Source organism: Erysipelatoclostridium sp. An173 (assembly GCF_963931465.1).
GTDB lineage: Bacteria > Bacillota_I > Bacilli_A > Erysipelotrichales > Coprobacillaceae > Thomasclavelia > Thomasclavelia merdavium.
The window spans coordinates 476,156-501,654 of the sequence record NZ_OZ007017.1; the positions used below are offsets into that span (position 1 = coordinate 476,156).

Genomic DNA, 25,499 nt, shown 5'->3' on the forward strand with positions numbered 1-25,499 from the left:
AAAATTGAATGATTTAAAACAAGCACTGTTAGGCGGTTACGCAGCAGTAAGAATCACAAATGAAAAGGAATTTGAGCAGGTAATCGAATTCCTGGCCATTAAAAATTGTTTTCTGGCCAATAAAGAGCCAGTTACAAAAATGAATTATCCAGGTACTTCAACTTTTGTATTATATCGTGCAGATGATGGATTCATCTGGTGGGCTCCAGTAAAGGACATTGATACAAGTAAATATCAATTAATTGACGTTAAACAATTAGCTTTGGATAAAGTAGATGATCAGGCAATTTTAGAAGCTAATGCAACAGTTGTGGAAGAAGTTGACGACGTCAATGAAAGTAATATGACATTAGTTGTTACTGATAAGCCTGAAAACAGCACTATTCCTAGTAACATTGATGAATTAGTTGCATTGATTCCAACAATTGAAGCAAAAGCAAATGTTGTAGTAACAGCAGAAAATTATAAATCTTTTACTGCGAAAGGTACTGGAATTGTTCCAGAGTTGCGAAGATACGCTAAAAATATCAAAGATGAAAAGAAAAAGCTAAAAGACAGCTATATGAAATCTTTTGATGAATTTAGCAAAAAGGTCGATTTAGTAGTTAATGCATTGGAGACAACAGCTAAAACTATTGCTAATAACGTAGACATTTATGAGCAACAAAAAAAAGATGAAGCTCGTAAAGAAAAGATGGCCAAAATTGAAGAATTAAAGGCAGTTCTTGTTGATAAAGGCATGCTGTCAAAAGAGTTTGCAGATAAGTTTATCTTCGACGAACGCTGGTTAAACATTTCTTGCAGCAACAAGAAATTCATGGAAGAAGTTGATAAGCGGTTCCAGGATTTAATTAATCAACAAAATATTGAGAAACAGAATATAGAAATGATTGAAAATACAATCACTAACACCTGTCAAATTGCGGGTGTTGATGAAAAGCTGCTCAATCGAAACAAGTATCATCTTCTAGTCAGATCAGGACAAAACCTTGGTGATGTGACTAAACTGATCACAGATGATGTCAATGCTTTGAAAAAGCAGAAAGAGGGGCTTTTAGAAGCTCAAAAGCGTGAAGATGCATTAAAAGAAGAGCGATTCAAAAAGCAGCAGGAAGAAGCGGAAAAACGTCATCAAGAAGAATTGAAACAGGTCAGTGGTAATAATCTTGCAGCAGCACCAAACACAAATGCCACTATTCTTGTTGATGAAAAGACTGGCGAAGTATATGCAAAGGCCAATGATAAGGCTGTAACAGTAGCGATTCAGGAAGCACCGGCTAAAGTCCCTGAAGATAAGATTTTTGCTTATACATATCGTTTCGAGGGTAATTGTAAAGCAATTCTTACATTCAACAAATGTTTAAAAACATTATCAAAAGTATTCAAATCATTTAAATACATGGAGGTTAAATAAATATGGCAGTACAAAGCAAATTAGCAAAAGCAAGCAAACCGACATTCAGTCAGTTCATGTCTAGCCCGGTAGTGGTTAGCAAAGTAAATAACATTGTAGGCGGAAAGGATGGCCAAAGATTTATTACTGCGATTGTCAGTGCTGTATCAAATAATCCGGCATTGAGCGACTGTAGTCAGAGTTCTATTTTAAGTGCAGCATTTCTAGGAGAATCATTAAAGCTTTCTCCTAGCCCACAGCTTGGTCAATACTACATGGTTCCATTCAACACGAAAAACGGGAAAGTAGCTCAGTTTCAATTAGGGTACAAAGGTTATATCCAATTAGCAATTAGAAGCGGACAATACAAAAAATTAAACGTGTTGGCAATCAAAGAAGGTGAATTAATTAGATATGATCCATTAAATGAAGAAATCGAGGTACGTTTGATTGATGATGAATTAGTGAGGGAGAATGCAAAAACTATCGGATATTATGCTATGTTCGAATATACCAACGGATTCAGAAAAACAATGTACTGGTCTAAAGAAAAGATGGAAGCACATGCACTTAAATATTCAAAAGGATATCAGGCTAAAAAAGGATATACATTCTGGGAAAAAGATTTTGATGGAATGGCATATAAAACCATGCTGAGACAATTAATCAGCAAGTGGGGAATTATGTCAATTGACATGCAAATGGCAATGGATGGAGACATGGCGGTTATCAATGAAGATGGTACAAAAGATTATGTTGATAACGATAGTGGTTTAGATGTTGTAGAAGCTAATACAGTAACTAAAGAAGAACCATTACAGACCGTTCAGGATCCAATCAGTTTTGATGACTTTGATCCAATGTCAATGTAGGAGCTTAGTATGGCTAGAGAGGCAGATACGAAAGGATATATAAAACTGCATAGGAAAGCACAGCAGACGGAAGTATTTAAAAATCCGTACGCATGGCAATTGTTTACGTACTGCCTCTTCAATGCCAGGTTTTCAGGTGACGAGGCAGGGACGTTTGAAACAACTCAAGAAGCTATAAAAGACGATCTTAATATGAGTCTTCCTTCAATAAGAAAATTTATGAAATTCCTAAAAAACATTAATTGCATTGACTATTATACCGTCAAAGGAACAGGTGGAAAAACAATTGTTAAGATTGTAAATTTTAAAAAATATCAGGGATTGTAATAGTAACGAAATTACCATTCAATGGAAACGAGGTTTCTATTCAATAGTAACGAAATTACCATTCAATGGAAACGAGGTTTCTATTACATCCTTATATATAAGAACGTTAAGAACGTATAAGAACGTAAAGAACGACACCCACCCCACAGATAACTTAAATAACTAGCATAGTAGCATGAGCATTCATATGGATGATTTAAGGGGTTGGTAGTGTGTATAAAAAAATTTGATTTTTAGAAAATTATGAAATTTGTAAATTTAAGGAATTTAGAAATATGACTAAAAGTGAAATAAAGAAACTAATCAAATATTACGCTATTTTATTTCCAGCAACAAAGACAATCGCTGATATTGATACTATCAATGTCTGGTTTGATGTACTGAATGAAATTAATTTTCTGGATGCTAAAAGATCACTTAGAGAACTTTCGGTAACACTTGACCGTATTCCTAACGTTACCGATATCGTTCAGCATATCATGAGCGATAATTTCGTACCAAGCCTGTATGACACATACCAGGAATATCCTTATGACGTTGAAACAACAGCATCACAGAGGATCATTCAGATTGCTGTCAGCTGGAGCGATAAAAAAATAGTGTTCAAATACCCGGCAGAACGTAAGGACAAGGCAATGAGCATGGTGGCCAGATTAAAAGCTAGACCAACCATGAATGAAATCATGTGCCTATGGGATGAGGACATGGCCAACTGTCATTACGGTACCTGCAGAAAAACATTTGGATTATAGAGGAGGATAACGAATGAAAATAACCAAAGCCGAGAAGTCGTTGTGGACTTTTCTGAATATTTTTAAATCAATCATATCAAAATCAAACGGTCAGACGATCGTAGTTGGCAATAGAGGAACATTAGTAATCGGAACATTAAGTCACTATGGAGTATTTAAATACAAAAGCGACGGGATGATAGATGATTATGATTTCGGGTCAGATACTTTTTATGAATTAAAGCAGCTACCGTCTGGAGACTATGTTCTTGATAGAAAAGACAGACCGATTACTGTTGAACAGCAGGAACAGATACTTCAAAAAGTGATTTTATTACTTAAAGACAGTAAGTGGAAAATTGAATTAGATAAAGGGGATCACCACAAGATTGCTAAAATCGTAGCATCAACAAGTCTGTGGCTTGAAGATGCAGATATCAAGTATTTAAATGCTTTCCCTCATATTGACATATTTGCTGATCAGGTAACTCAGACGCTGGTTTTAAAATCGTACGGTTTAAGTGACGATATCAAGACCGTTGAAATGTATCTAATGTTTGCCGGTTTAGAATGTAAAACAGTTGTTCAACAGAAAGCAGATATTCGAGATTTTGAGCATCCAGAAGTAGAAATACAGCAGGAGCCTGAAATCGAAACAGAAGATGATTACGAAGATAAATTGATCAACGAAACAGTTGAGGAATTCGAAGATGACTTCGACCCAATGTCAATTTAAAAAAATGTACTTCGAAGTAGAAGGTGAGGTAATAGGCAAAGGCAGACCACGGTTTACCCGGCAAGGTCGCACCTATACTCCTAAAAAGACGTTAGATTACGAGAGAACGATAAAAAGAGCTTACATAAGCAAATACTCATATTTGTCTAAAAAGTCGCTTAGGATTAAAATTTGCGCCTATCTCGAAGTTGCTAGAAGTCATTCAAAAGTTAAAAAATCTAAAATGCTTATGAATCTGCTCCAATGTACTAAAAAACCGGATGTAGATAACATTGTAAAAGTCGTTCTTGATGCCTTGAACAAAGTAGCATATCAGGACGATACCCAGGTGGTTGAACTGGTTGCAATAAAGCGCTGGAGCAATGAAAGCAGATTAAAAGTGATTATCGAAGAAATCGGAGAAACAATGAATTCAAAAATCTAAGGAGGAAATTTTTATGAGTTTATGGGATTTACTTAACGAACCAAAAGAAGAAATGGTGAAAGAGGAAGCAAAATCTAAAGAAGCGCCAACAAAACCGGAAAAAGAAGCGGCTGCAGAAAGAGAAGTTAAAGAAGAAACAAAACAAACTAAAAAAACAGCAGCTAAAAAGGAAACAAAAAGCAGTACGAAAACCAATGTTCAAAGCCTGGAACAACAGCTTGCTAACGCAGATAAAAACACAAAAGTTATTTATGATTATCTGATCGCAATTCCAGGAATGGAAGAAAAAATGAAAAATCCAAATAAAAGTCTCAGAGAAATGAATGTTTTTATTAGAAACAAGGCTAGAAATATGGCTGTTGATGGTTGTGCTATGGTTGAAGATAAAGAAGTATTTGGATGGGCGGTGCATTACTATGACGAAGAAAACCCAGAGTAAAAAAGAACTATTATTGAAACTGGGAACCTTGAAATTAAAGCAGTACCCGGTTTCCAGATTCAAACGCTGGATGATCAGCGATGATGATCCATTATGGAAAAGACCTAAGAAAGATGCAATAGTAAATGATTTTTATGTTGCTGCTTTTGAAATTTGGAGAGGCAATCTGATTTGCAGAACATTTTACGTGTGCCAGTGCTGGCTAAGTAAAGAAAAGATAACACAAGTTTTTGAGGTCAAAAGACAGCTTGCAGGATGCACTAAACAGTTAACAAAAAGACTTTACAATAACATGGGTATAAAGGTTTGGCGTTATGATGATTACCCCTTTTACAGGGATAAAAGTTCAGCAAGATGGACAGTAAGAAACGAGGGCACTTTTAATTTGGCAATTATCTCTAGTTACTATCTTCAAACCATTAATGAAAATTGGTATATGTTAAATAGTGAAGAAGGGTTATTCAGATTGCTAAGACAAACAGAATATAAATACAGCGGGTTTGAATACAGCACGTTTGGTTATCATGAAATATTCAATTATTTATTAAAATACGAAAAGCATCACGAACTCGAAATGGTTTCTAAGATGGGATTAGATTATCTGCTTAATACATGTCCAAGAGAGATTCAATGGAAACGGAAAGGATTGGATTTTTTGGGAATAGATAAGCGGGATATAAAGCTATTCAGAAAAATAAGACCGGATAGTATCAAAACTTTTAATGAAGTAAAGGATTATTTGTATAAATTCAATATTATTAGTATTTCTACTTATAATCATCTATTATTAGTTATTAGGATTATAAAAGAAAATCCATATGCAAATTTGAATTTAAGCAAATATACTCTTGATTATTTCGAAAAACAAAATTTATCAACATACATAGTGCGTGACTACTATCGATTTTGCGAGGAATTGGGACTACCAATGAATCATGCAAATAAATATCCTGATGATATGAAAACCAAACATGACGAGTTACAGGATTTAATAACAATAAAAAGATCGGAGAAGCGTGACCAAGACATAATCACTAGGGTCAACAACGATTTGTATAAATATAGATTTACTAATAGCAGTATGCTTATCACCCCTGCAAATTCAACTGAAGATTTAGTTAATGAAAGCAAAGAACTACATCATTGTGTTAGAACATATGATGAGAGATACGCCAAAGGCGAAACAAATATATTTTTGATAAGAGAGTGTAAAGAACCAAATAGACCGTTTTTCACGTTAGAGTTATCCAAGGATAAAGAAATAATGCAGTTAAGAGGAGAGCATAACTGTAGTCCGAGTGAAACGGTAATCGATTTTGTTAGACAGTGGGCTGCTAAATATAAGTTTACTGGTGCTTGTGTTGGAAAAGAAGGTGCAATATATGAAATGGGTTAAAATTAAACATCATGGTCGTTACGTTCTTTGGAAGAATGTAAAACACAGATACAAAGAATGCTTCTGGCCTGAGCAGGACCCGAATATTTTGCAGGAAAAACACGAGGATCTGATAACGAAACTTGTTAACGGACAAGTGCCGTATAAAAGCAAGAAGGTTAAGAAAAGTTAAGGTTTGATAGATTGGAGGAAAGATAATGACAAAACAGGATTTGATGAAAGATTTATTAGACCGTTATGAACAGCTCGAATCGCTTAAAGGATGCAAAAGTGCTTATGCAGTACTAGAATTATATATCAAAAAAATGGAGCTAAAGCTAAAGGAGCTTTTATAATGGATTACAATGAAAAAGTGAAGTATTTAAAGTCCTATCGTGATAAAGACGATAGGCTTACGTTTATTAATAATCAGCTGCTAGGAGTAAAAGCGATTAGCTATGGTCCTGGTGGTGCAGGTGGGCACAAGACAACAAATGAGTATCTTATTGAAAAAGAAGAAATTATTGATCAGATGTTTGTAATTGAGGACCTTATCAATCAGATACCTGATACTGGAGCGAAAACCGTGTTAGGATATAAATATCTGCAGTATTTAACTTTCAAAGAAATAGCAGTTAAGATGAATTACAGTTTTACTCAGATACGAAGACTACACAAAAGAGGGATAGATTTATTGAATATTTTATAAAAGATGAACACTAAAGAACACCAATGAACACTTTATATATGCTATTATATTAATGTGATTTTTTCTAAAAATTCTTTGGGTACTATTCACAAAAATAATTTCTCCTTAGATTAATACGAAAGTGACTAATGCAATAAAGAAGAGCTTACCCGAGCTCTTTTTTATTTTAGATAAAGCGGCATCAATGCCTATATGCCTCCTTAATTTGTTGATCTGCTTGGTAATGATTTTTGGTGTCGCTTTATGTGAAATATTGAACGGCAAAGGAGCTGGAAATATGAAAGTAAATATTCTAGGAACAGAATATGATGTTGAAATTTTATCACAACGTGATGAAACAATGAACGCAATAGAAATTGTTGGTTATACTGATTATTCAGTCAAAAAAATACGGGTTCTTGATGTAACCAAAAATACTGATTCAGATCAGCAGGAAGATACAGAAAGATATCAAGATTTAATCATAAGGCATGAACTAATTCATGCCTTTTTGTATGAAAGTGGGATTGATTTTAGGATGCAATTTCACAATGAAGAAATGGTGGACTGGTTAGCTATGCAGTTTCCTAAAATGGTAGAAGTGTTTGACAAGATGGAAATATAAGACGGAGGTGGTGAGCATGACTTGGAAAAATACGAGCTAGCGTATGATGATTACCTTAGCGGTATGAAATACAAAGAAATAGCAGCAAAGTATGGAGTTACTGTAAGTGCGGTCAAGTCGTGGAAGAGTCGCTACTGGAAAGATAAAAAGTTGCAACCAAAAAAGAAAAAGGTTGCAACCAAAAAAGATGCAAAAAAGATTGCTAAAAAAATTGCAGATGAAAGCAAGCTGGACGATGAACGCCAGCTTTTTTGTATATATTATTTGAAATATCACAATCAGGTAAAAGCTTACATGAAAGTAAAGCCTAATTCCAAATACAGCAGTGCTGCAGTCATGGCTAGTAGATGGATGCATGAACCGGGAATTCAGGAAGAAATAAAGCGGTTGAAAGCCGAACTCTATGTAGAAGCTCTGCTGGATCCGCACGATATCGTTCAAAAGTATATCGATATTGCTTTTGCAGATATTACTGACTATGCAAAATTTAGTGGCGGAAGTGTTAGTCTGAAAAACAGTGACTATGTCGATGGAAGTATTGTTCAAGAAGTTACTCAAGGAAAACATGGTGTTTCTATAAAGCTAAACGACAGGATGAAAGCACTCGACTGGTTAACTAAGCACCTTAATATGGCTAATGATGAGCAGAAAGCTAAAATTGAGCTGATAAAAGCTCAAATCGGTAAATTGAATGCCGGAGAAGAAGCTGAAACATTCGAAAACGATGGCTTTATTGAAGCTTTAGATAACTCTGCAAAAGAAGACTGGAGCGAATATGAATAATTATCAAGACGATTTACTTGGCATGTTTCTTACAAAACCGGAGCTGTTAGATATAACGATTTTGAAACCTCAATTTTTTGATAAAAAACATAGAATTATATTTAATGCAGTAAAAAAATCATATCATGAAAATAAAACAATTATTTTAGAAGATATTATTGCTCAAAAAGATGTAGATATGGATTTAGTTGTAGCATGTGCATCCAGCACTGCTACAACTGCATATTTTGAATATTATCAGGATTATGCAATAAGGGAATTTAAAAAGAAAGCTGTTATCGCTACATCAAAACGTTTAAAAGACGGTGAAATAGATTTAGATGAATATTATAAAACGGTCAATGATTATTCAGTATTAGGAGCTTCATCATCAACAAAATTGAGTAAAGATATTCTAATTGAATCGATTTCAAAACATAAAAAGAACATCAAGTTTGATAAATTTACTATTTTAGAGAAGAAATTAAATCTAAAAGAAAATGATTTTGTGATACTTGCGGGAGGTACAGGAGTTGGTAAAAGTGCTTTAGCATTAAACCTTATGGATGATCTATCAAAAAATTATCCATGTGTTTATTTTAACCTGGAAATGGTAAGCGAGGAATTATATCAAAGATTGATATCTATTAATTCAACATTTGCTGCTAAGACATTAGAACAGTATGAAACACTACCGCAAATTAAATTAGAGCAGGTAAACAATGCGATTGATTCTATTGCAAGCAGAAAGATAGATATTGTTAATAATTCGATTACTCTTGATAAACTAAGAAGTTTTATTATGACCTATAAAAGTGATAAGCATTTCATAGTGTTTGTTGATCATATCGGTTTAATAGGTGTTAGAGCTAAGGGAAGTTATGAAAGAATGACAGAAATAGCCAAAGAGTTAAGAAAGATATCATTAGATAATAACTGTACCATAATCGGGTTATGTCAATTAAACCGTGATGCTACAAAGTCTAATTCAAAGCCTAACTTGGCAATGCTAAGGGATAGTGGTGAGATTGAACAAAGCGCCAGCAAAGTATTATTCATCTGGCGAGAAGATTATGACGATTATAGCATAATCATTGAAAAAAACAGAAGCGGAGCAAAAGCAAGAATCGCAATAGGTTATAATAAACAAAATCAAATTATTTATGAACTTAGTGATAAAAGAGATTTAAGAGGAGGGTAACTATGATTAATGATTATAAATTATATAAAGCTCGAAAGAGCGATAGAGAACTTATTGAAAAAGCTAACAGAAATGATGCAATAATCATATGCACTAATGAAAATAGAAGATATGAAATAATGTATAGTGCTAAAGTATTTAATATTGATATTCATAAACCACTGATTATTGATGAAGTAATTAGTTATAATTTTAAAAAAGGTAATTATATTGTTGATCATGTTGATGATATAGCACAAATGATTATCTATCGATATATTTTAAAACCACTGTGGCAAAAAGGAACCATCTGTTTTGCTACAACAGGTAAGATTTATTTGCCAGACGTTTTAGAGGCTGAATATGATACTAGATAATATTCCAATTGCTGAACTCGAAAGAATATTAGAAGCTTTCGAATATGCAAGAGATTATAGTTTTGATAGTCATACAAGTCAGCAACCAGCACTTTATGCGATTAAAAGACAGAAAATAAGCGGTCTTGATATTAATACATATATCTATGTCGCAGATAATTATAAAGAATTGAAGGAGAAAGTTAGAAGATGGAAATCACGAACGCAGACATCAAACAGTTTATAAGAGATGTTACTTCATGCGGTTATTATAATCGCAAGATAATAGGCATCAACAATGATCTAGAAAACATCAGAAACGAAATGACCGGTATTAAATCATTAGCACCAAAGAATTATGTTATAGAGAATAAAAGGCCATTCAGTTTGCAAAAGCTTAACAGTCTTATTGTTGATGAAGAAAAACTGATAATTAGTAGAGATTACTATCAGCAAAGAATATTAGAAGTTGATTATTATTTTAGTAAGTTGCCGTTAGAAATACAGGAAATAATGATAAAGATATATATCGTAGGCATGAATCATGAAAGGACAGCAAGAATATATCATTTAGATAGAAGTACTTTGTATCGAAATATCAATAAAGAAATTAAAAAAATATTAGCAGAAAAGTAAAGTTGCAACAATGTTCACGAAAAAATGTGTTATTATGATATTGTCGAAAAGTTAGGAACGACGAAACAACCTTGAAATTTATCCAGCAGGCAGGAGAAACTGTATTGAATATAGTTTCTCTTGTCTTTTTTTGTAAAGTTTACACATTATTTTATTTTTTTATTCAAAAAGTTTTACATTTAAAAATCCCCCCCGGGTTTGCTCAAAATCAAGGTGCCATGGGGAAAACGGTGAATGGGGGGCAATCTTTTGAGAATTGAAATCAAAAAAAGGGCTTTACATCTAGTATAGAAGTTTACAGAACATGTGTAAATGTCCAGGAAAGGAGGTACAAAGTTGACGATAACTAAATTAGCAAAATTAGCCGGGACCACAAGACCAACTATTTATAAATATTTTGAAAAAATGGGTTTTGATAAAAAGAATATAACCCCGGAAGTTGAAAAGAATGTTATCGACCATTTTTCAAAAAGAATAAAAAGCAACAGTAAAATAAAAGCCTCCAGTAAGAAAAGTATTATCAAACCTAAATTTAAAGCAAAAAAACTTACAACTGATGTAGTTGAAACCGTTGAAGAAAGACTTCTAAATGCCAAAAGTGATTATAACTTTAATGTTACGATGATTTCTAAATTTAAAAATGAAATTGATTTATATATTGAAGAAAACGGTTGTACAACTTATGAAAATTCATCTGGCGGGACATCTGCAATCCCGCAGATCAAGCAGTTGGAAAATTATATCAAGATGAACATTGCTTTGAATAAAACTATCCAGGAACTGGAACAGACACTGGACATTATAAGATTAAATGGAAACAGTTCGGAGGATAATCCATTTGCAAACTAATCCGTTTTTAGAGTTTATCGAAAGAACAAAAAAATTCCCTGATGAATATTCGCAAAAGATTCATCAGCAGGTTGAATTACAGGAAGAAATGCTGAAGATATATGATTTCGATGAAGAAAGAGGAAGAAAATGTGTAGACTGGATTGAAAAATTCTGTATCCTGACAGAAGGTGAAAATGCAGGTCAAAAAGTAAAACTGCTTTTGTGGCAGAAATGGTGGTATTACTCTATTTTCTGTTTTTATGGAGAATTCGAGGAGCCTGACTATGATACAGATGGAAATTACATCGGAACTAAAATCAAATACTCAAGGGTTGTAAATGATGTCCTGCTGGTCATTGCATCAGGAAATGCAAAGACCACGACGATAGCTTTTTTGAATGCATATATTTTATACAGCAATGAGTTTAAAGCACCGAACATTTTCATTGGTGCCAATTCACATCAGCAGGCAAGACTATGTTTTGACTGTACCATGGAGATTATCAAGAAGAACCGTAATTTAAAAAAATATGCAAGGATTGTTGATAGTAAATCGAGAATAAGCGTAGAGAAAACAAATTCTTTGCTGGTTGCAGTATCAAGTGATGGGGATAACCAGGAAGGTATTATTCCAGCAGTAATTGAATTAGATGAAATCCATGTTATGAAGGATTCAAGCTATGCGGACAATTTAAGAAAGTCTACTAAAAGAAGTGATATGCTCATTGTTGAGAGTTCTACGCATGGAACCGTGCGTGGAGGATATCTTGATAACAGATATGATTTTGCTACAAAAGTACTGACTAAAGAAACTGCAAAAAGACAGTATCGAAGCTTTTTTGCTGTTTTTGAACAGGATAGCGAAAATGAAGTATTTGATGCTTATCGTCTTAAAAAATATGATGTATATAAAAAATCAAATCCTTCTTTAGGTTTTGCAGTAGATACAACTATGCTTATAAAAAAAGTAGAAGAAATGATAGAAGATGCATCCAAAAGAGTTGTAATTCTGACAAAGAATTTTAATATTCCTCAAAACGGTGAATCCAGCTTTTTTACTAAAAACGAATGTATAACAAAAACATACAATGAAGAAATATTTAAAGGGGCACCGATATTCGTTGGTCTGGACATGGCCTGGACGAGGTCACCGACTGCCGATTTAACCTGTCTTTCATTGCTGATAGTAAATCCGTTTACAGAAGAACGGTATTTTAAAGATATTTATTTTCTGCCTAAATACTATGATTATCAGGAAATGATAAACGGTTCGCTGAATTCAAAACTTTTAGATATGATTGAATTAAAAAGCAAGGAAGATTCAAATATTCTTTACAACAAAAAACAGAAAAAATACGGTTATCAGCTATATGCCAATCGTGGTGATGTAGTTATCATCAACGAAGATTTATGTAACAGGATAACTGAAAAATATGGAGCCGGTGCAAAGCCGGATATGACAGGGATAACAGAAGATTTTGTTATCTATTTTTTAGCTTATCTAGAACTTAATTTAAATATACAGATATGCAAATTCGGTCTTGATCCAAACAAAGCCAGCAAGATAGAAAGTTATTTCAACGGCAATGTTAAAAGCGTTGATGGACGTGATATCTGTGTAAAATTCCAGATGGAAAAATCGGCATTATCAAATCCGATACTTGAAAAGATGAAAGATATAAGGGCCCAGAATAAAGTTTTCAACAACAACAAATTAACAGAGCTGCATTTTGCTGAAGCACAAAGAAAAGATACAGCGACAGGATTTAAGCTTGTAAATCCAAGTGCTAAGAAAAAAGATGGTGTTATTGCTGAAGCGGCAGCCGAAAGTGCTTATAACGTTTTTACTACAAATAAATACACTGGAGTTCAAAATCTTGAACTTTTAAAACAATGGTGGAGTGCAAATGAAGCAAGAATCAATGCCTTACTGGAAAAAGGCTGTTTATCAATCACGGCTCTGGAAAAATGAAGTAAGACCAGCAGTGATAAGACGTGATAAAGCAATCTGTTATTTTTGCGGAAAACTTATAAAGGGAAGATTAGATGTACATCATCTAATCGAATTGACTGAAAAGAATTATCAGGATCCTGATATAGCATTTGGACTTGATAATCTTGTATGTGTGCATAAGAAATGTCATGACATCCATCATCATCGTTTTTCTGCGGTATTAGAAAAAGAAACAATTGTTGATGATGAACTGAATATTGATTATGAAAGGAGGATGTGATGAATTTAATAAATCGAGTTAAACTTGCCTGGAATCTTGTAAGGCGTAGAGTTAATTTTGTTGACAGCAATGGCAACAGATTAAGCTGGGCTGACTGGTCTACAAAATTCATTCAAACAAAGCATAGTCCAATTACCGAAACTACATATACTGCATTTGCTAATGAATTCTCTAAACTAGATTTTTATGCTTACAAAGAATGCACAGATGAAGATGGCAAACCGCAGTATGATGATTTAAAAAAAGATCGTCTTAATCAGTTGCTGGGACTTAGACCAAATCCGCTTCTAACAGCTCATGATTTCAAATTTATAATGGCATATCAGTATGCAAAATACGGCAATGCTATTGCAGTAATAAATCGTGATATAAATGGAAATGTATTTGATTATACACCGCTGGACATGGCAAATTATGAATTCGGTCATGGATACCAGCTGGACAATGGAAAAATCTTATTGAAAGTAAGAAATAAAACGAGCTCTAAAATAGAGCTTTTTGTTTATGATGATCTGCTGTTTTTAAGACAGAATCCTAATCAGATTTTTCAAGGCGATAAAAGCAACAATGATAATGCAACAGATACATTAACAAGATTATATGATACACAGCTGAATGTACTGCTTAATGAAATGATGCAGAGTGGTGAAATCCGTGGAATTGTAGAAGTGGGCTCATCGGCTATCGGTGGTCTTAACCAGGCACTTATGGGAACAAATGAAAAAAACAGCAAGCAGGACGAAATAACTGAACGTATCAAAAATGCCAATGGCGGAGTACTTGTATTAGATGCTGGCGAAAAATGGATAGATATGAAAGCACCATTCAGGACGTTAAGCGTTGATGAACAGAATACTTTAACTAAGATGATTTATTCATTCAAAGGAATAAATGAAAAAGTTGTAAATGGTACTGCAAATGAAGATGAGATGGAAATTTATTTCAACAAGATAATTGCTCCGTTTGCAGAGCAGTTTACTGAAGAAATAAATTATAAATCATTGACACCTACTGCTCGAACACAAGGCAAAAAAATTGATTTTAGAAGAAATCCATTTGAATATGTATCGATTACAAAAGCCGTTGACTGTGCATATAAAGGTGCAATGTATGCAAGTAGAAATGAAATGAGAAAGATGTTATTTAAATTCGGTCCGGTTGAAGGCGGTGACGAACTGCTTGACAATTTAAATTTTACAACAAAGGAGGGAAATAAAGATGAGTGATCTGATTAGACGTTCGTTCAATGTTGAGATGCGAGCTGTTGAGAGTGAAAGTGAAGACAGTCAGGAGATGATTGTTGAAGGATATGCGATACGTTTCAATGAAGATACTATAATCGGTGAAGCTCCATGGGGTTTTATCGAAAGCATCAAACCTGAAGCTATGAGTACAGCAAAACTGGATGATGTTGTATTTAATCTAAACCATGATGATTCCAAAATTGCTGCTAGAACATTGAACGGGTCTCTTGAGCTTACTGTTGATGAAAAAGGCTTAAAGATAAGAGCTAAATTAGCTAACACTCAAATTGGAAGAGACATTTATGAGATGATCAGAGCCGGTTTAATAACAACGATGTCATTCTGTGCATATGTAAATAAATCACAATGGACAGAAACAAATGATGAAGAAATGGATCGTCGTGATATCGTTGAATTTGGTCGTTTTTTCGATGTAAGTGCAGTTACGTTTGCTGCTTATGAGCAGACAGAAATTGCAGTTGCAAGAAGCAGTAAATTTATTGATGAAGATGTAAAAAAACATTTTGAAGAAAAAGAATACAGAAAACAGATAAAAGAACTAGATAAATTAATGGAGGATGTATATGAATAAAGAAGAAATTTTAAAACTGATCAAGCAAAAAGAGGAAGAAGCAAGAAGCAAGGATATTACACCTGAGCAAAGATCACAGCTTATCAGTGAGATTGAAAATCTTAAAAGAGACTTAAAAAACTTTGAACCTGATCCAGAACCACAACCACAGCCAAATTATCGAGGTATGGATGTATTCCATGATATGGAGGGAAATGAAATTGATAATATCTATGCCAGCCGTGAATATCGAAATGCATGGTTTGAATCTGTAAGAAGACAGGACAGTGGTGATTATGTAAGAAGATTTATTTCTACAAATGACAGCGGTACTTCTCAAGGAGGCTCTGTTTTAGTACCAACTATGCTTGAAAATACTATCGAACATGCAGTCAGACATGGAGGCTCTATTATTTCTTTATGTCACATTACTACATATCCAGGTTTGGTATCAGTGCCGTATGAAAAAGATTCTGGTGAAGAAGGCGAAACCAGAACTGAAGGGGGTGAGGCACCTGAAGAATCTGAAATTACATTAGGTGATGCTTCATTACAGCCTGAAACAATTGTAAAATGGATTCAAATCACTAAGGAAATGGAAGTAATGGCAATCGATGCTTTTGCTGATTATGTAACAGAGTTGCTTGTTGATAAAATTCTTAGTGCATGCGATACAAAAGTTCTAACAGGAACAAAAGCTACAAAAGGGTTAAACGGTGTTACTACTGTTGCAGATAAAACTATTGTAGCCGAACTTGAAACAGCTACATTAGGACCAACTACAGGCTTTTCTGCTCAGGCGGAGCTTGATGATAATGTTGAACCTATTGTTGTTATGAATAAGAAAACATTATTTAACACAATTATGGGCATGAAAGATAAAAATGATCGACCTATTTTTACATCTATAATTGACCCTATGACTGGAAAAGCAGTTTATTATTACAACGGAATGCGTGTTGAAACTTCAAGTAAGATCAAAGATTTTGAAAGCGCAACAACCGGTGAAGTATTTATGGTAGTTGGTAATTTTAAAGGATATCGTGCTAATTTTCCAAATGGATTTGCATGTTCATTATTAAGAGATCCATATACAAAAGCACCAGAAGGACAAATCAGATATATTGCTGACATCATGGCCGGAGGACGTCCAACAAAAATTCTTCACTTCTGTGTTGTAAAAAAACCGGCAGCTTAAAATGGTGTAATTAATGGATCAGAAAAACAAGTCATTTTATCTCGAGAAAATAAAAATTCTGCTTGATATTGATGATACTGATATTTATGATTCAAAAATAGAAATTCTGCTTAGCGGGGCCATAAATACCTTAAAAAAAGCCGGGATACCGGAAATAGAAAAAGATAGCGAGTTGGCAAACAACTACGCTATCTGCCTTGCTTTAGAAACATCTAAACTCATGGATATGGATTTTGACAGTGAAAATTTACAAAGACTGTATGTAACTTCTGTAGTAACACTAAGAACAGGATTTATAAATGAAAAGTGAATGTAAACTGGTATATGTAATCGAAGATTACGATGACAGTGGAAATCCAGTCAATAATGAGTGCAGAATATCTGTTAAATGTGATGATCTGGGACAGTGGAGCAGCGGTTATTATGAAGATCGTAACCGTTCTATGATGAAATCAATAAATTTCAGGATTGGTAGAAACTATCTGAATTCATGTAGAGGGGAACTCAGATACGTTGACTACAAAGGAATAAGATATGAAATCAAGCAGGTTTTAAAAGATAATCAAAGAAAACTTAAATGTATTCTCGACTGTGAGGAATTTATAGTATGATTGGGTTTGTTAAACAGAAAGAGCTGCTTGATCTTTTAGAAGAAAATAGTGAAAATACAAAATGTTATTTTGAAGAGGTTAAAAATAAAAATGAAGATTATATCTATGTAAGAAGAATAGAGGATGCATCTATTCCGGCAGATAACACTAATTTTTTTATTTATAATCGTATAGAAATAACTGTATATAGTAAAACGGTATTAAAAAGGACGAATCTATGCAGATACATAAATTCAGTTTTTGATACCGTTTTTAGTTTTGCAAGAGCAAATGATATATATACTGCTACATGTACTGTTAATTTAAAGGTGGATGAGTGGAATGCCGGTCCATGATTTTGATGTCGAACTGGATCTTGATGATTTTTTAAAAGCTCTTGCAGAAGATGCCCGTGAAACTGCTGAAAGAAACAGTCCGCAGAGAAAAGGCGATTACGCAAAAGGGTGGAAAACAAAAAAAGTAAAAGGCGGTTATATAGTCTACAACGAAAACTATAGACTGCCTCATCTTTTAGAAAATGGCCATCTTAGTAAAAATCTAGGATGGGTCAAAGGAAAAAAACACATCATTATTGCAGAGGATGCTGTTAAAAACAGCATTTCAAAACGGGCAGATAAGATAAAAATAAATATCAAAAGTTAGGAGGACAATATGGAAAAAAAGATTATCTATGGTAATGATAATTTCGGTTATGCTTTGATCGATACCAGTGAAGAAACACCTGAATTTTCTGCACCGGTCTTAATGCCAGGAATGAAATCAAGTACTATTGAAGTTGAGGAAAACAGTACAAAAATTCACGCTGATAATACCACGTTTGCTATTATTACCGGTGAAAAAGTAAGAACATGTGAGGCTACTGTTACATATATTCCTGAAAGTTATTATACGAACTGTTTAGGATATAAAGCAAATACAAATGGAATGCTAACTGATACCGGTACTAAAAAACCGCACTGTTTCTTCTTTACTACAAACGAGCTAAATGCTGTAACCGGTGAAGAAACACAAACACTGCATTATGTTTATGACGTTACAGCTAAAGAGCCGAATTTAGAAACAAGTACTGTCGAAGATGAAATTGAAGCTGCTGATCTTGTAATCAGCTACGAATCAAAACGAAGCGATTTTGTAAAAGATACTGACGGGAAACTGGTAGGCTATGCCCGCATTACCAGAACGGAAGAAAATAAAACATGGTTTGATACTTTTAAAACTAAAGTGTTACTGCCTACAGATGTTGTATCAGGAGGATAATATGAAGATATTTAAATACAGTTTTATTCCTGAAAAGATAGTTATCGATAAGAAAAACGGTGAGCCAAAAGTTATAAGAGGAAAAGAGCGCAAGCTCTTTTTTGCTTATACTCACGAATCGAGCGGTATTTTTGAAGAATTATTTGAACAGCCGCTTTTAACGGTACTTGATGTAAAAGACAAAGAAAATAAAACACAGAAATATCTGAAGATTATCACTGATAAAAAATTTATACTGTGTCTTGCCGCAAGTTCTTATCTGGAAATAAACGATGGCAAGTACTGCAACAGCATATTCAATGCAGATAAGTTTATCGAAACAGATGGTATTGAAGTTTTAGCTAATGATATGAACTTCATCACTGGTCTTTTAGACTGCGTTTTTGATTCTCTGCCATCATCATCAAACAAAAAAGCAAATAGAAAAAAGTCTAATACTGTTTCTTCAAAAAAAAAGCGGTATTAAGTTACAGTTATATAACTGCTATATTAGTTAAATTAAACATTGATCTGGCATGGGCCGGACAGCAGACATGGAAAACTCTGTTTAATTTAATGGAATCTATCAGCAGTTTAAGTTTAACTTCTAAAAAAGTAAGAAAGAAAGCAACCCCTCAGCAGGTTGCTTCTTTTGTTAGAAAGGATGGTGACACATGTCAGGGACAACCAAAGTCAAAGGCTTAACAATTCAAATTTATGGCGATGATAAAGAGTTTCAGGATACTGTCACCGGGACAAAAAAGGCATTAAATGAACTGCAAAAAGAGTCAATGACCCTTAATTCGCATCTTAAATTTGACCCTAAGAATGTCGATAAATTAAATCAGCGTTTAAAATCACTTCAGCAGCAGGTCAAATTGAATGAATCGCTGATTGAAAAATATAACGCTGAATTAAATAAAATGGATAAAGCAGATATTGGTTCTGATCAGTGGCTTACTTTACAGAAAAATATAGCTACTGCTGAAAAAAATATAGCTCAATGTAATAGATATATAAAAGATACTGAAGATGCTTTAAAAAAAGTTGATAATCAGAATTTAAGCAAAGTAAGAAAAGCTATAAACAGTCTTGCAGACAATGCTGAAAAAATCGGTAATACGCTGACTGATAAACTGACTAAACCGATTGCAGCAATTGCAACTGCTACCGCTGCAACTACCCAGGCAACTAAAGAATACCGTGAAGATGTGGCAAAGCTTGAAACAAATGCTTTGACAGCAGGCGCTAATCTTGAAATTACCAATCAGGCATTAAAAGATTTGAATGCAATCACCGGTGAAAGCGACAGTAACGTTGAAGGATTATCAAATCTATTGCAGGCTGGTTTTAAAGATAACAACCTTACAAGGGTCGTTGAAGAATTAAGCGGTGCAGTTATTAAGTTTCCAGACACTTTAAAAATAGAAAGTTTAGCAGACGGTTTGCAGGAAACACTGGCAACTGGTGAAGCAACCGGGCAGTTTGGAGAATTATTAGACCGTTTAGGAATAGGTGCAGATAATTTCACTGAAAAACTTAAAAAATGTAAGACTGAAGCTGAAAAGCAGCAGCTTGTCTTAGATACGCTTGCTAGTGCTGGACTTGCAGATGTTAATAAGGCATATAGAGAAAACAATGAAAGTCTTATTGAAAACAGTGATGCACAATACGAGCTTAATGAAGCAGTTTCTGATTTAGGCAAAACGATGGAACCAGTCGTAGCGAAAGTCACTAAATTTGTTGCTGATCTTTTGAAATGGTTCAATGATCTTGACCCTAAAATAAAGGTAATAATTGCAGCAGTAGCAGGTATTGCAGCTGCAATTGGTCCAGTGATAACTATTGTAACGAAACTGAAAGGAGCAGTAAGTGCACTAGAAGGAGTTTTCGGGAAACTGAATTCCAGGTTTGCGATCATAGCCGGGGTGATAGCTGGTGTGATTGCACTTTTTGTATATCTGTATAACACAAATGAAGATTTTAAGAATCTTATCGATACTATTGCCGCAGAGGTATTACCCGCATTGCAGACTGCATTCGAGACAGTTTCAACTTTTATAACCGAAACAGTGATACCGGTTTTACAAACATTATGGGACTGGATCAATACGTACATAATGCCTGTTATCGGGGCCGTAGCTACATTTTTAGTAGAAAAATTATGGAATGCATTTAAAAAGGTAGCGGATATTGTAAGTATGGTCTTACAGCCTATTTTAGATGTATTGATAGATGTTTTTGAAGGACTATACAATTTTATGGTTGATGTTAAAGATGCATTCAATAATGCATATGATGCTTTTTCTAAAACAAAAGCATTTGAAGTGATTCGAGATATAATTATAGCTATCGCAGATGGTGTAAATGAAATCATCGAGGGATTTAAATGGATTATCGATCATATTGATGATTTAACGAGCGTTGATGATAAAATTGAAGAAATAGCTAAAAAATCATCTGAAGCTTCTAATATATTAGGCTCAGCTTCAGGTCTTTTTGATAGTGGTGGATTTGGCAATATTGTAAACGGCGGAGATACTACTTTATATTTAAGTACAAATTTTAATGTGACTAATAACGGTACTCCTATTTCTGTTCAAACATTGAGAAAATGGGGAAATGTTATTACAGATATAGTTGATGAAAATCTAGGAAGGCGAGGGCGATAAAGATGGCTGTTAGAAAATTCTGGCTTATCAATGGAAATGGACAGAAATTTGATCTTACTGATTTTAAAGACGGTTTTCTTAATAATCCTGCCGGATTAGGATTTACAGCTACTGTAACTTTAACAAGATTAGGCAATGCTCAAAAACTCAATAGTATCACCGATGATTTGAATAATATCAGCGGTGAACTGCTTTTGAAAAATAATGATGACAATGCACTTGCATATGATGCTTATACAGAGTTTATTAAGTTTGCTAGTGTATTGCCTTTGTTTTTGCATTATCAGACCCCTGCGATGTCTAATTATTCTTTTTATAGAGAAATAGTATTAAGCAGTATCGAAAAAGGTGAAGTTGATTATGAAACGAATATGTTGCGATGCAATGTAGTATTCACGCCACTTACAATGTGGAGAAACAATAGTTTAACAACCGTTGTTGCAACAGCAAAAAAGAATACTGGAAAAAAATACAGTCTAAATCGTCCATATGCATATGCAAGCGCTGGCTATGAAAATATTATATTAAATAACAATAGCCCATCGACTGTTCCTTTAATAATTGAAATTGAAGGAGCATGCAGTAATCCAGCTTTTTCTTTGTATGATCAAAACGGCGATGTATATGGTATTTGTCGTATAAACGGAGAATTCGATTATGTATATATCAATTCAGATGATTTAGAAGAAGAAATAAAATTAAGCAAAGATGGTGCATGGCTTAATAATGCTGTTAACTATCAGGATTTTTCAATTGCAATTCCAAATAAAGCTTATTTAACGTTCTGTTATTTAAGGCCTGGAAAATCTGGTATGAAGTTTACTTTTGCAAATGAATTCGATGGAAAAATAAGTGTAAGCTGGAGAGATGAATATGCGTCAGTTTAGAAAAGGATATTTTCGTTTGTATTTTAAAGGGCGGTTTGCATTAAATGAAAAAGCATACGGTTATGCTAGAGTTCTTTCATTTAATGCAAGAGATGATTTGCTTACATCTCAAAACAGCAGTTTTAAACTCGAAGCAGTTCCAAATGCTGCTGTAGAGGGTGATATTGTAATTTTAATCGATGCATATGGTAAAAAACTGTACACTGGTGTTATTAAACAGATAGAAGATATTCAGATTGATGTAAATGGAATTTTAACTTTATTTGATGATAATGATTTTTATCAAGTTGGTTCTTACAGCAATTCAAACTGCAATGAAAGAACAGAGTATATATTAAATCATTATAAAAACAATAACAGTGATGATCCAAAAATTTCTGGTCTGATTGAGCAGTTTGAAATTACACATGATGATGAATGTCCACGAGGATGGCAATATGATTATACAGAAGTACATACGCTCAATGTTTATGAACAGCTGCTTAAAATGTTTGATGATTACAGTGTAAAAATAACAGTCGACATTCCGCTTAATGAAGGGCAGAGTACAATATTTACCGGTCCGGTAAATACCGGGGTACATAAATTTATAGATAATACTGTGGTGTTGACAAGTATTACTCCAACTACAGAAGTACAGTCAACAAATAAACTTATTATATATAATCAGGATGGTACTCAAAAAAGAGGTATTTACTATCTGACGGGAAATGGAATCACTCAGGATGCAAATGATCTTACTCGTTTAAATATAGTTAATACAAATATCGTTAATTCTGATGAAGAACTTTCTACAGTCGTAGCGAGCAATCTTGAAAAAGAAATGTATAACCATAAAATTGTCGTTAATATGATGCTTGATAATAAACTGTATGATTATTACGCTTTTGAATTAGGTGGTAATTTTATAATCAGTGTCAAGGGTAAATATTATGAAACTATATGGACCGCTTATGAACTTGATTTAGAAGAAGAAGGCGATTTAGATATAGTTACAATGACATTTGGAAAAGTAAGAACCAAAGCAAGCGAGAGGTATTTTCAATGATAGGTGAGAATAAAAAATTGCAGTTTAGCGGTGGAACAATGACCGCTTTAGGTATTACTATTCATAATACAAATAATCAGTATTCAGCTGAAGAAAACTATCAGATTATGCTGAATTCATCAATGAGCTACTCTGCTCATTTTTTTGTTGATAAAGATATTGCGATTCAGGTAATGCCCCTTGATGTTCAGGCATTTCACACAGGAAAGGCTTATGACAATGGTAATAAATATACTATTGCTATTGAAATATGTTCAAAGGGCAATGATGAAGAATTTAACAAAGCAGTTGAAAATACAGTTCTTCTGATACAGATGATAAGAAATAAATTAGGCAATCTGCCGATTTATTTCCATAACGATTTCGATAGAACAAAATACTGTCCGCATCGACTTCTTGATCAGTATCAGAATAAAGAAAATTTTATCAGGAGGTGGAACCTTGTCAATTAGAGTGATGGCAGATAATGATGCTGATATTTCAGCTAAGCAGGATGCTGCCTTGTATTATTTTTTAAGCGGATATAAAAAACATTCTATTTTTAAAGATTATGAAAGCGAAATGGAAGTTTCTATATCAAATCTGCAAGCCACTTTAAAAGCCGGGGGAGCAATGGTATATGGGCATCATATATATTGTGATGGAACAGATACATTGACATTGCCATCGAATAGCGAGTGTTATATCGTTGTTCGAATCGATATGACCCAGCCGGCAACACATGAAGGTGAATTTACAACTGTAACACTGTTAAAAGAAGAAAATATTTTAGCTGATGGAAACATCTATGATATTCCTCTTTATAAAATTACTACTGGAGTTAACAGTGTTACAGAAACAGAAGATATAAGAAATATTGATGAAAACAAAATTGTTTTTTTCGATGAAGATGAATAAAGAAAGGAGAATATATGGCAATAAAAAGTGTAAAAGCGACAATAAACGGACAGGAGTATACATTAACTCTTAATTCTGGAACTGGTAAGTATGAAGCTACAATTACAGCTCCGGCGACTTCCAGCTTTAACAACAATGATGATCATTATTATCCAGTTGAGGTTAAAGTAACAGATATGGCTGATAATGTTACAACAAAAAATGATACTGATCCTACTCTAGGTGATAGTTTGAAATTAGTTGTAAAAGAAAAAGTTGCACCGGTAATTGAGATTATCAGTCCAACCGAAGGGCAGTTGACTGCTCAGAATAAACCGCAAATCGTGTTTAAAGTTACCGATAATGATTCTGGTGTAAATTTAGCATCTGTCAAGTTAAAAATTGATAATAAAGATGTAACTGGATTACAAAATTCCAGCATCGAAGACGGATATCAGTTTACATACACTCCATCAGAACCGCTTGACGACGGAGAGCATACTATCACAGTCAATGCAAGCGACAATGATGGGAATGCAGATGATCCAGCAACAGTTACATTTAATGTATTAGCAACAGCACCTAACTTATCTGTTGATTCTCCAACCAACAACGTTTGGACAAATAATACAACTGTACAATACAGTGGTACTACAGATGCAGATACTTTAACAGTAAAAGTTGGAAATGGACAAGCGCAAAATATCTCTATTTCTGGCGGTTCATTTAGCGGAAGTGTTACATTATCTGCCCAAGGGGCTAATACATTAACGTTCTTGGCAACAAGTGCGGCAGGAGTAACTACAGAAGTAGTAAGAACAGTCAATCTAGATACTAATCCACCTGTTATTCAAAGTGTTTCTATCACTCCAAACCCTGTAGATGCCGGTAGCACATATGTTCTAGCGGTAGAAATTACGGATTAATTATGGTTAATCGAGTAATAGCTAAAAATCCGCAGTTTGAAGTTATATTAGAATTAGATAAAAATGATGGTTTATGGAAAGGCTCTATGCCTTCCATTGCCATTGGTGAATATTATGTTGATATATACGCATGGGATCTAGCAGGAAATCAGGCATATATGTCTAAAGCTTTGTTTGTAGTAGATACAAACGGTATTCATATGATGCCTTTAGTATCTAATTTTTATTGTCGTATCAAAGATAATTTTCATGTTCAAATGTATGAAAATACCAGATTTAATTTAAGCGTAAAGGATGTGTGCAAATGCAATGCAGTGTAGATAAATTAAAATTTTATAAGGGTGAAATTAGAAAAGTAACTCTAGAAGTTAAAAGCTGTCTAGATGAAGAATTCTCTATCCTAAGAGCAAATGTAGAGATAAAACAATATGCTACAGTTGCATTAGAGATAACTCCGTCTATTAACGAACATGATATCATTTTTACAATTGATACGACAAAATTAGAAAAGGCAAAATATAAAGTTTACTGCGAGTATGTGATAGCAGATGAAACTTTAATAGATGTATTGGACCTGGAGGTAAAATAACATGCCCGGAAGCAAATATTTAATTCTAAATG

36 protein-coding genes are annotated in these 25,499 nt (G+C 33.9%); all 36 read left to right on the top strand.

The window, feature by feature from the left end:
• The first annotated feature begins 4 nt into the window (after positions 1 to 4).
• On the top strand, positions 5 to 1,414 hold the full coding sequence (locus ABGT36_RS02420; protein WP_346676595.1) for a DUF1351 domain-containing protein: 1,410 nt from the start codon (positions 5 to 7) through the stop codon (positions 1,412 to 1,414).
• A 2-nt stretch (positions 1,415 to 1,416) separates the two neighbouring features.
• Complete coding sequence (locus ABGT36_RS02425; protein WP_346676596.1) at positions 1,417 to 2,265, top strand: recombinase RecT; 849 nt, start codon at positions 1,417 to 1,419, stop codon at positions 2,263 to 2,265.
• A gap of 9 nt (positions 2,266 to 2,274) precedes the next feature.
• Complete coding sequence (locus ABGT36_RS02430) at positions 2,275 to 2,592, top strand: hypothetical protein (RefSeq protein WP_346676598.1); 318 nt, start codon at positions 2,275 to 2,277, stop codon at positions 2,590 to 2,592.
• 275 nt (positions 2,593 to 2,867) lie between these two features.
• On the top strand, positions 2,868 to 3,344 hold the full coding sequence (locus tag ABGT36_RS02435; RefSeq protein ID WP_346676599.1) for a hypothetical protein: 477 nt from the start codon (positions 2,868 to 2,870) through the stop codon (positions 3,342 to 3,344).
• Positions 3,345 to 3,357: 13 nt separating this feature from the next.
• Entirely contained in the window at positions 3,358 to 4,059 is a 702-nt protein-coding gene (locus tag ABGT36_RS02440; protein ID WP_346676601.1) for a hypothetical protein, read from the top strand.
• Positions 4,034 to 4,483, top strand: coding sequence for a RusA family crossover junction endodeoxyribonuclease (locus ABGT36_RS02445; protein ID WP_346676603.1), 450 nt, complete (start codon positions 4,034 to 4,036; stop codon positions 4,481 to 4,483). The genes ABGT36_RS02440 and ABGT36_RS02445 overlap by 26 nt, the downstream gene beginning before the upstream one ends.
• A gap of 13 nt (positions 4,484 to 4,496) precedes the next feature.
• On the top strand, positions 4,497 to 4,922 hold the full coding sequence (locus tag ABGT36_RS02450; RefSeq protein WP_346676605.1) for a Cas9 inhibitor AcrIIA9 family protein: 426 nt from the start codon (positions 4,497 to 4,499) through the stop codon (positions 4,920 to 4,922).
• On the top strand, positions 4,900 to 6,318 hold the full coding sequence (locus ABGT36_RS02455; RefSeq protein WP_346676606.1) for a PcfJ domain-containing protein: 1,419 nt from the start codon (positions 4,900 to 4,902) through the stop codon (positions 6,316 to 6,318). The genes ABGT36_RS02450 and ABGT36_RS02455 overlap by 23 nt, the downstream gene beginning before the upstream one ends.
• A gap of 197 nt (positions 6,319 to 6,515) precedes the next feature.
• A complete protein-coding gene (locus ABGT36_RS02460) occupies positions 6,516 to 6,653 on the top strand; it encodes a hypothetical protein (protein ID WP_346676608.1) in 138 nt (45 codons plus the stop codon).
• Positions 6,653 to 7,006 (top strand): hypothetical protein, encoded by a 354-nt coding sequence (locus ABGT36_RS02465; protein WP_346676610.1) that lies wholly within the window; start codon positions 6,653 to 6,655, stop codon positions 7,004 to 7,006. Before ABGT36_RS02460 ends, ABGT36_RS02465 begins: the two co-directional genes overlap by 1 nt.
• Positions 7,007 to 7,283: 277 nt before the next feature.
• A complete protein-coding gene (locus ABGT36_RS02470; protein WP_346676612.1) occupies positions 7,284 to 7,610 on the top strand; it encodes a hypothetical protein in 327 nt (108 codons plus the stop codon).
• Positions 7,611 to 7,631: 21 nt separating this feature from the next.
• The gene (locus tag ABGT36_RS02475; RefSeq protein WP_346676614.1) at positions 7,632 to 8,393 is read left to right on the top strand and encodes a terminase small subunit; all 762 of its coding nucleotides are present in this window, start codon (positions 7,632 to 7,634) and stop codon (positions 8,391 to 8,393) included.
• Positions 8,386 to 9,573: a DnaB-like helicase C-terminal domain-containing protein gene (locus tag ABGT36_RS02480; RefSeq protein WP_346676616.1), complete on the top strand. Its 1,188-nt coding sequence runs from the start codon at positions 8,386 to 8,388 to the stop codon at positions 9,571 to 9,573. Before ABGT36_RS02475 ends, ABGT36_RS02480 begins: the two co-directional genes overlap by 8 nt.
• Before the next feature lie 2 nt (positions 9,574 to 9,575).
• Entirely contained in the window at positions 9,576 to 9,929 is a 354-nt protein-coding gene (locus ABGT36_RS02485; RefSeq protein ID WP_346676617.1) for a hypothetical protein, read from the top strand.
• Complete coding sequence (locus ABGT36_RS02490) at positions 9,916 to 10,155, top strand: hypothetical protein (RefSeq protein WP_087372911.1); 240 nt, start codon at positions 9,916 to 9,918, stop codon at positions 10,153 to 10,155. Before ABGT36_RS02485 ends, ABGT36_RS02490 begins: the two co-directional genes overlap by 14 nt.
• The gene (locus ABGT36_RS02495; protein ID WP_087372913.1) at positions 10,119 to 10,544 is read left to right on the top strand and encodes a hypothetical protein; all 426 of its coding nucleotides are present in this window, start codon (positions 10,119 to 10,121) and stop codon (positions 10,542 to 10,544) included. The genes ABGT36_RS02490 and ABGT36_RS02495 overlap by 37 nt, the downstream gene beginning before the upstream one ends.
• Before the next feature lie 336 nt (positions 10,545 to 10,880).
• Positions 10,881 to 11,393 carry a TetR/AcrR family transcriptional regulator gene (locus ABGT36_RS02500; protein ID WP_087372916.1) on the top strand — a complete coding sequence of 171 codons (513 nt, stop codon included), beginning with the start codon at positions 10,881 to 10,883 and terminating at the stop codon, positions 11,391 to 11,393.
• Positions 11,383 to 13,347, top strand: coding sequence for a terminase large subunit domain-containing protein (locus ABGT36_RS02505; protein ID WP_346676620.1), 1,965 nt, complete (start codon positions 11,383 to 11,385; stop codon positions 13,345 to 13,347). Before ABGT36_RS02500 ends, ABGT36_RS02505 begins: the two co-directional genes overlap by 11 nt.
• A complete protein-coding gene (locus ABGT36_RS02510) occupies positions 13,283 to 13,609 on the top strand; it encodes an HNH endonuclease (RefSeq protein ID WP_300628670.1) in 327 nt (108 codons plus the stop codon). The genes ABGT36_RS02505 and ABGT36_RS02510 overlap by 65 nt, the downstream gene beginning before the upstream one ends.
• Entirely contained in the window at positions 13,609 to 14,835 is a 1,227-nt protein-coding gene (locus ABGT36_RS02515) for a phage portal protein (RefSeq protein WP_346676621.1), read from the top strand. The genes ABGT36_RS02510 and ABGT36_RS02515 overlap by 1 nt, the downstream gene beginning before the upstream one ends.
• Positions 14,828 to 15,445 carry an HK97 family phage prohead protease gene (locus tag ABGT36_RS02520; RefSeq protein ID WP_346676622.1) on the top strand — a complete coding sequence of 206 codons (618 nt, stop codon included), beginning with the start codon at positions 14,828 to 14,830 and terminating at the stop codon, positions 15,443 to 15,445. The genes ABGT36_RS02515 and ABGT36_RS02520 overlap by 8 nt, the downstream gene beginning before the upstream one ends.
• A complete protein-coding gene (locus ABGT36_RS02525; protein WP_346676624.1) occupies positions 15,438 to 16,622 on the top strand; it encodes a phage major capsid protein in 1,185 nt (394 codons plus the stop codon). The genes ABGT36_RS02520 and ABGT36_RS02525 overlap by 8 nt, the downstream gene beginning before the upstream one ends.
• Before the next feature lie 13 nt (positions 16,623 to 16,635).
• Positions 16,636 to 16,932 carry a hypothetical protein gene (locus ABGT36_RS02530; RefSeq protein WP_346676626.1) on the top strand — a complete coding sequence of 99 codons (297 nt, stop codon included), beginning with the start codon at positions 16,636 to 16,638 and terminating at the stop codon, positions 16,930 to 16,932.
• Positions 16,922 to 17,233, top strand: a complete 312-nt coding sequence (locus tag ABGT36_RS02535) for a hypothetical protein (protein ID WP_346676628.1) — start codon at positions 16,922 to 16,924, stop codon at positions 17,231 to 17,233. The genes ABGT36_RS02530 and ABGT36_RS02535 overlap by 11 nt, the downstream gene beginning before the upstream one ends.
• Complete coding sequence (locus ABGT36_RS02540; protein ID WP_346676629.1) at positions 17,230 to 17,568, top strand: hypothetical protein; 339 nt, start codon at positions 17,230 to 17,232, stop codon at positions 17,566 to 17,568. Before ABGT36_RS02535 ends, ABGT36_RS02540 begins: the two co-directional genes overlap by 4 nt.
• Complete coding sequence (locus ABGT36_RS02545; protein WP_346676631.1) at positions 17,555 to 17,875, top strand: hypothetical protein; 321 nt, start codon at positions 17,555 to 17,557, stop codon at positions 17,873 to 17,875. Before ABGT36_RS02540 ends, ABGT36_RS02545 begins: the two co-directional genes overlap by 14 nt.
• 9 nt (positions 17,876 to 17,884) lie before the next feature.
• Complete coding sequence (locus ABGT36_RS02550) at positions 17,885 to 18,490, top strand: major tail protein (protein WP_346676632.1); 606 nt, start codon at positions 17,885 to 17,887, stop codon at positions 18,488 to 18,490.
• 1 nt (position 18,491) lies between these two features.
• On the top strand, positions 18,492 to 18,956 hold the full coding sequence (locus ABGT36_RS02555) for a hypothetical protein (RefSeq protein ID WP_087372949.1): 465 nt from the start codon (positions 18,492 to 18,494) through the stop codon (positions 18,954 to 18,956).
• Between the two features lie 187 nt (positions 18,957 to 19,143).
• On the top strand, positions 19,144 to 21,141 hold the full coding sequence (locus ABGT36_RS02560; protein ID WP_346676633.1) for a hypothetical protein: 1,998 nt from the start codon (positions 19,144 to 19,146) through the stop codon (positions 21,139 to 21,141).
• Between the two features lie 2 nt (positions 21,142 to 21,143).
• On the top strand, positions 21,144 to 22,028 hold the full coding sequence (locus ABGT36_RS02565) for a phage distal tail protein domain-containing protein (protein WP_346676635.1): 885 nt from the start codon (positions 21,144 to 21,146) through the stop codon (positions 22,026 to 22,028).
• Positions 22,015 to 23,076, top strand: coding sequence for a hypothetical protein (locus tag ABGT36_RS02570; RefSeq protein WP_346676637.1), 1,062 nt, complete (start codon positions 22,015 to 22,017; stop codon positions 23,074 to 23,076). The genes ABGT36_RS02565 and ABGT36_RS02570 overlap by 14 nt, the downstream gene beginning before the upstream one ends.
• Entirely contained in the window at positions 23,073 to 23,528 is a 456-nt protein-coding gene (locus ABGT36_RS02575; RefSeq protein WP_346676639.1) for a peptidoglycan recognition family protein, read from the top strand. The genes ABGT36_RS02570 and ABGT36_RS02575 overlap by 4 nt, the downstream gene beginning before the upstream one ends.
• Complete coding sequence (locus ABGT36_RS02580; RefSeq protein ID WP_346676641.1) at positions 23,518 to 23,973, top strand: hypothetical protein; 456 nt, start codon at positions 23,518 to 23,520, stop codon at positions 23,971 to 23,973. Before ABGT36_RS02575 ends, ABGT36_RS02580 begins: the two co-directional genes overlap by 11 nt.
• Positions 23,974 to 23,987: 14 nt before the next feature.
• Positions 23,988 to 24,878, top strand: coding sequence for an Ig-like domain-containing protein (locus tag ABGT36_RS02585; RefSeq protein ID WP_346676643.1), 891 nt, complete (start codon positions 23,988 to 23,990; stop codon positions 24,876 to 24,878).
• Between the two features lie 2 nt (positions 24,879 to 24,880).
• On the top strand, positions 24,881 to 25,198 hold the full coding sequence (locus ABGT36_RS02590) for a PF13754 domain-containing protein (protein WP_346676645.1): 318 nt from the start codon (positions 24,881 to 24,883) through the stop codon (positions 25,196 to 25,198).
• Positions 25,183 to 25,467, top strand: a complete 285-nt coding sequence (locus ABGT36_RS02595) for a hypothetical protein (protein WP_346676646.1) — start codon at positions 25,183 to 25,185, stop codon at positions 25,465 to 25,467. Before ABGT36_RS02590 ends, ABGT36_RS02595 begins: the two co-directional genes overlap by 16 nt.
• The last annotated feature ends 32 nt before the right edge of the window (positions 25,468 to 25,499 follow it).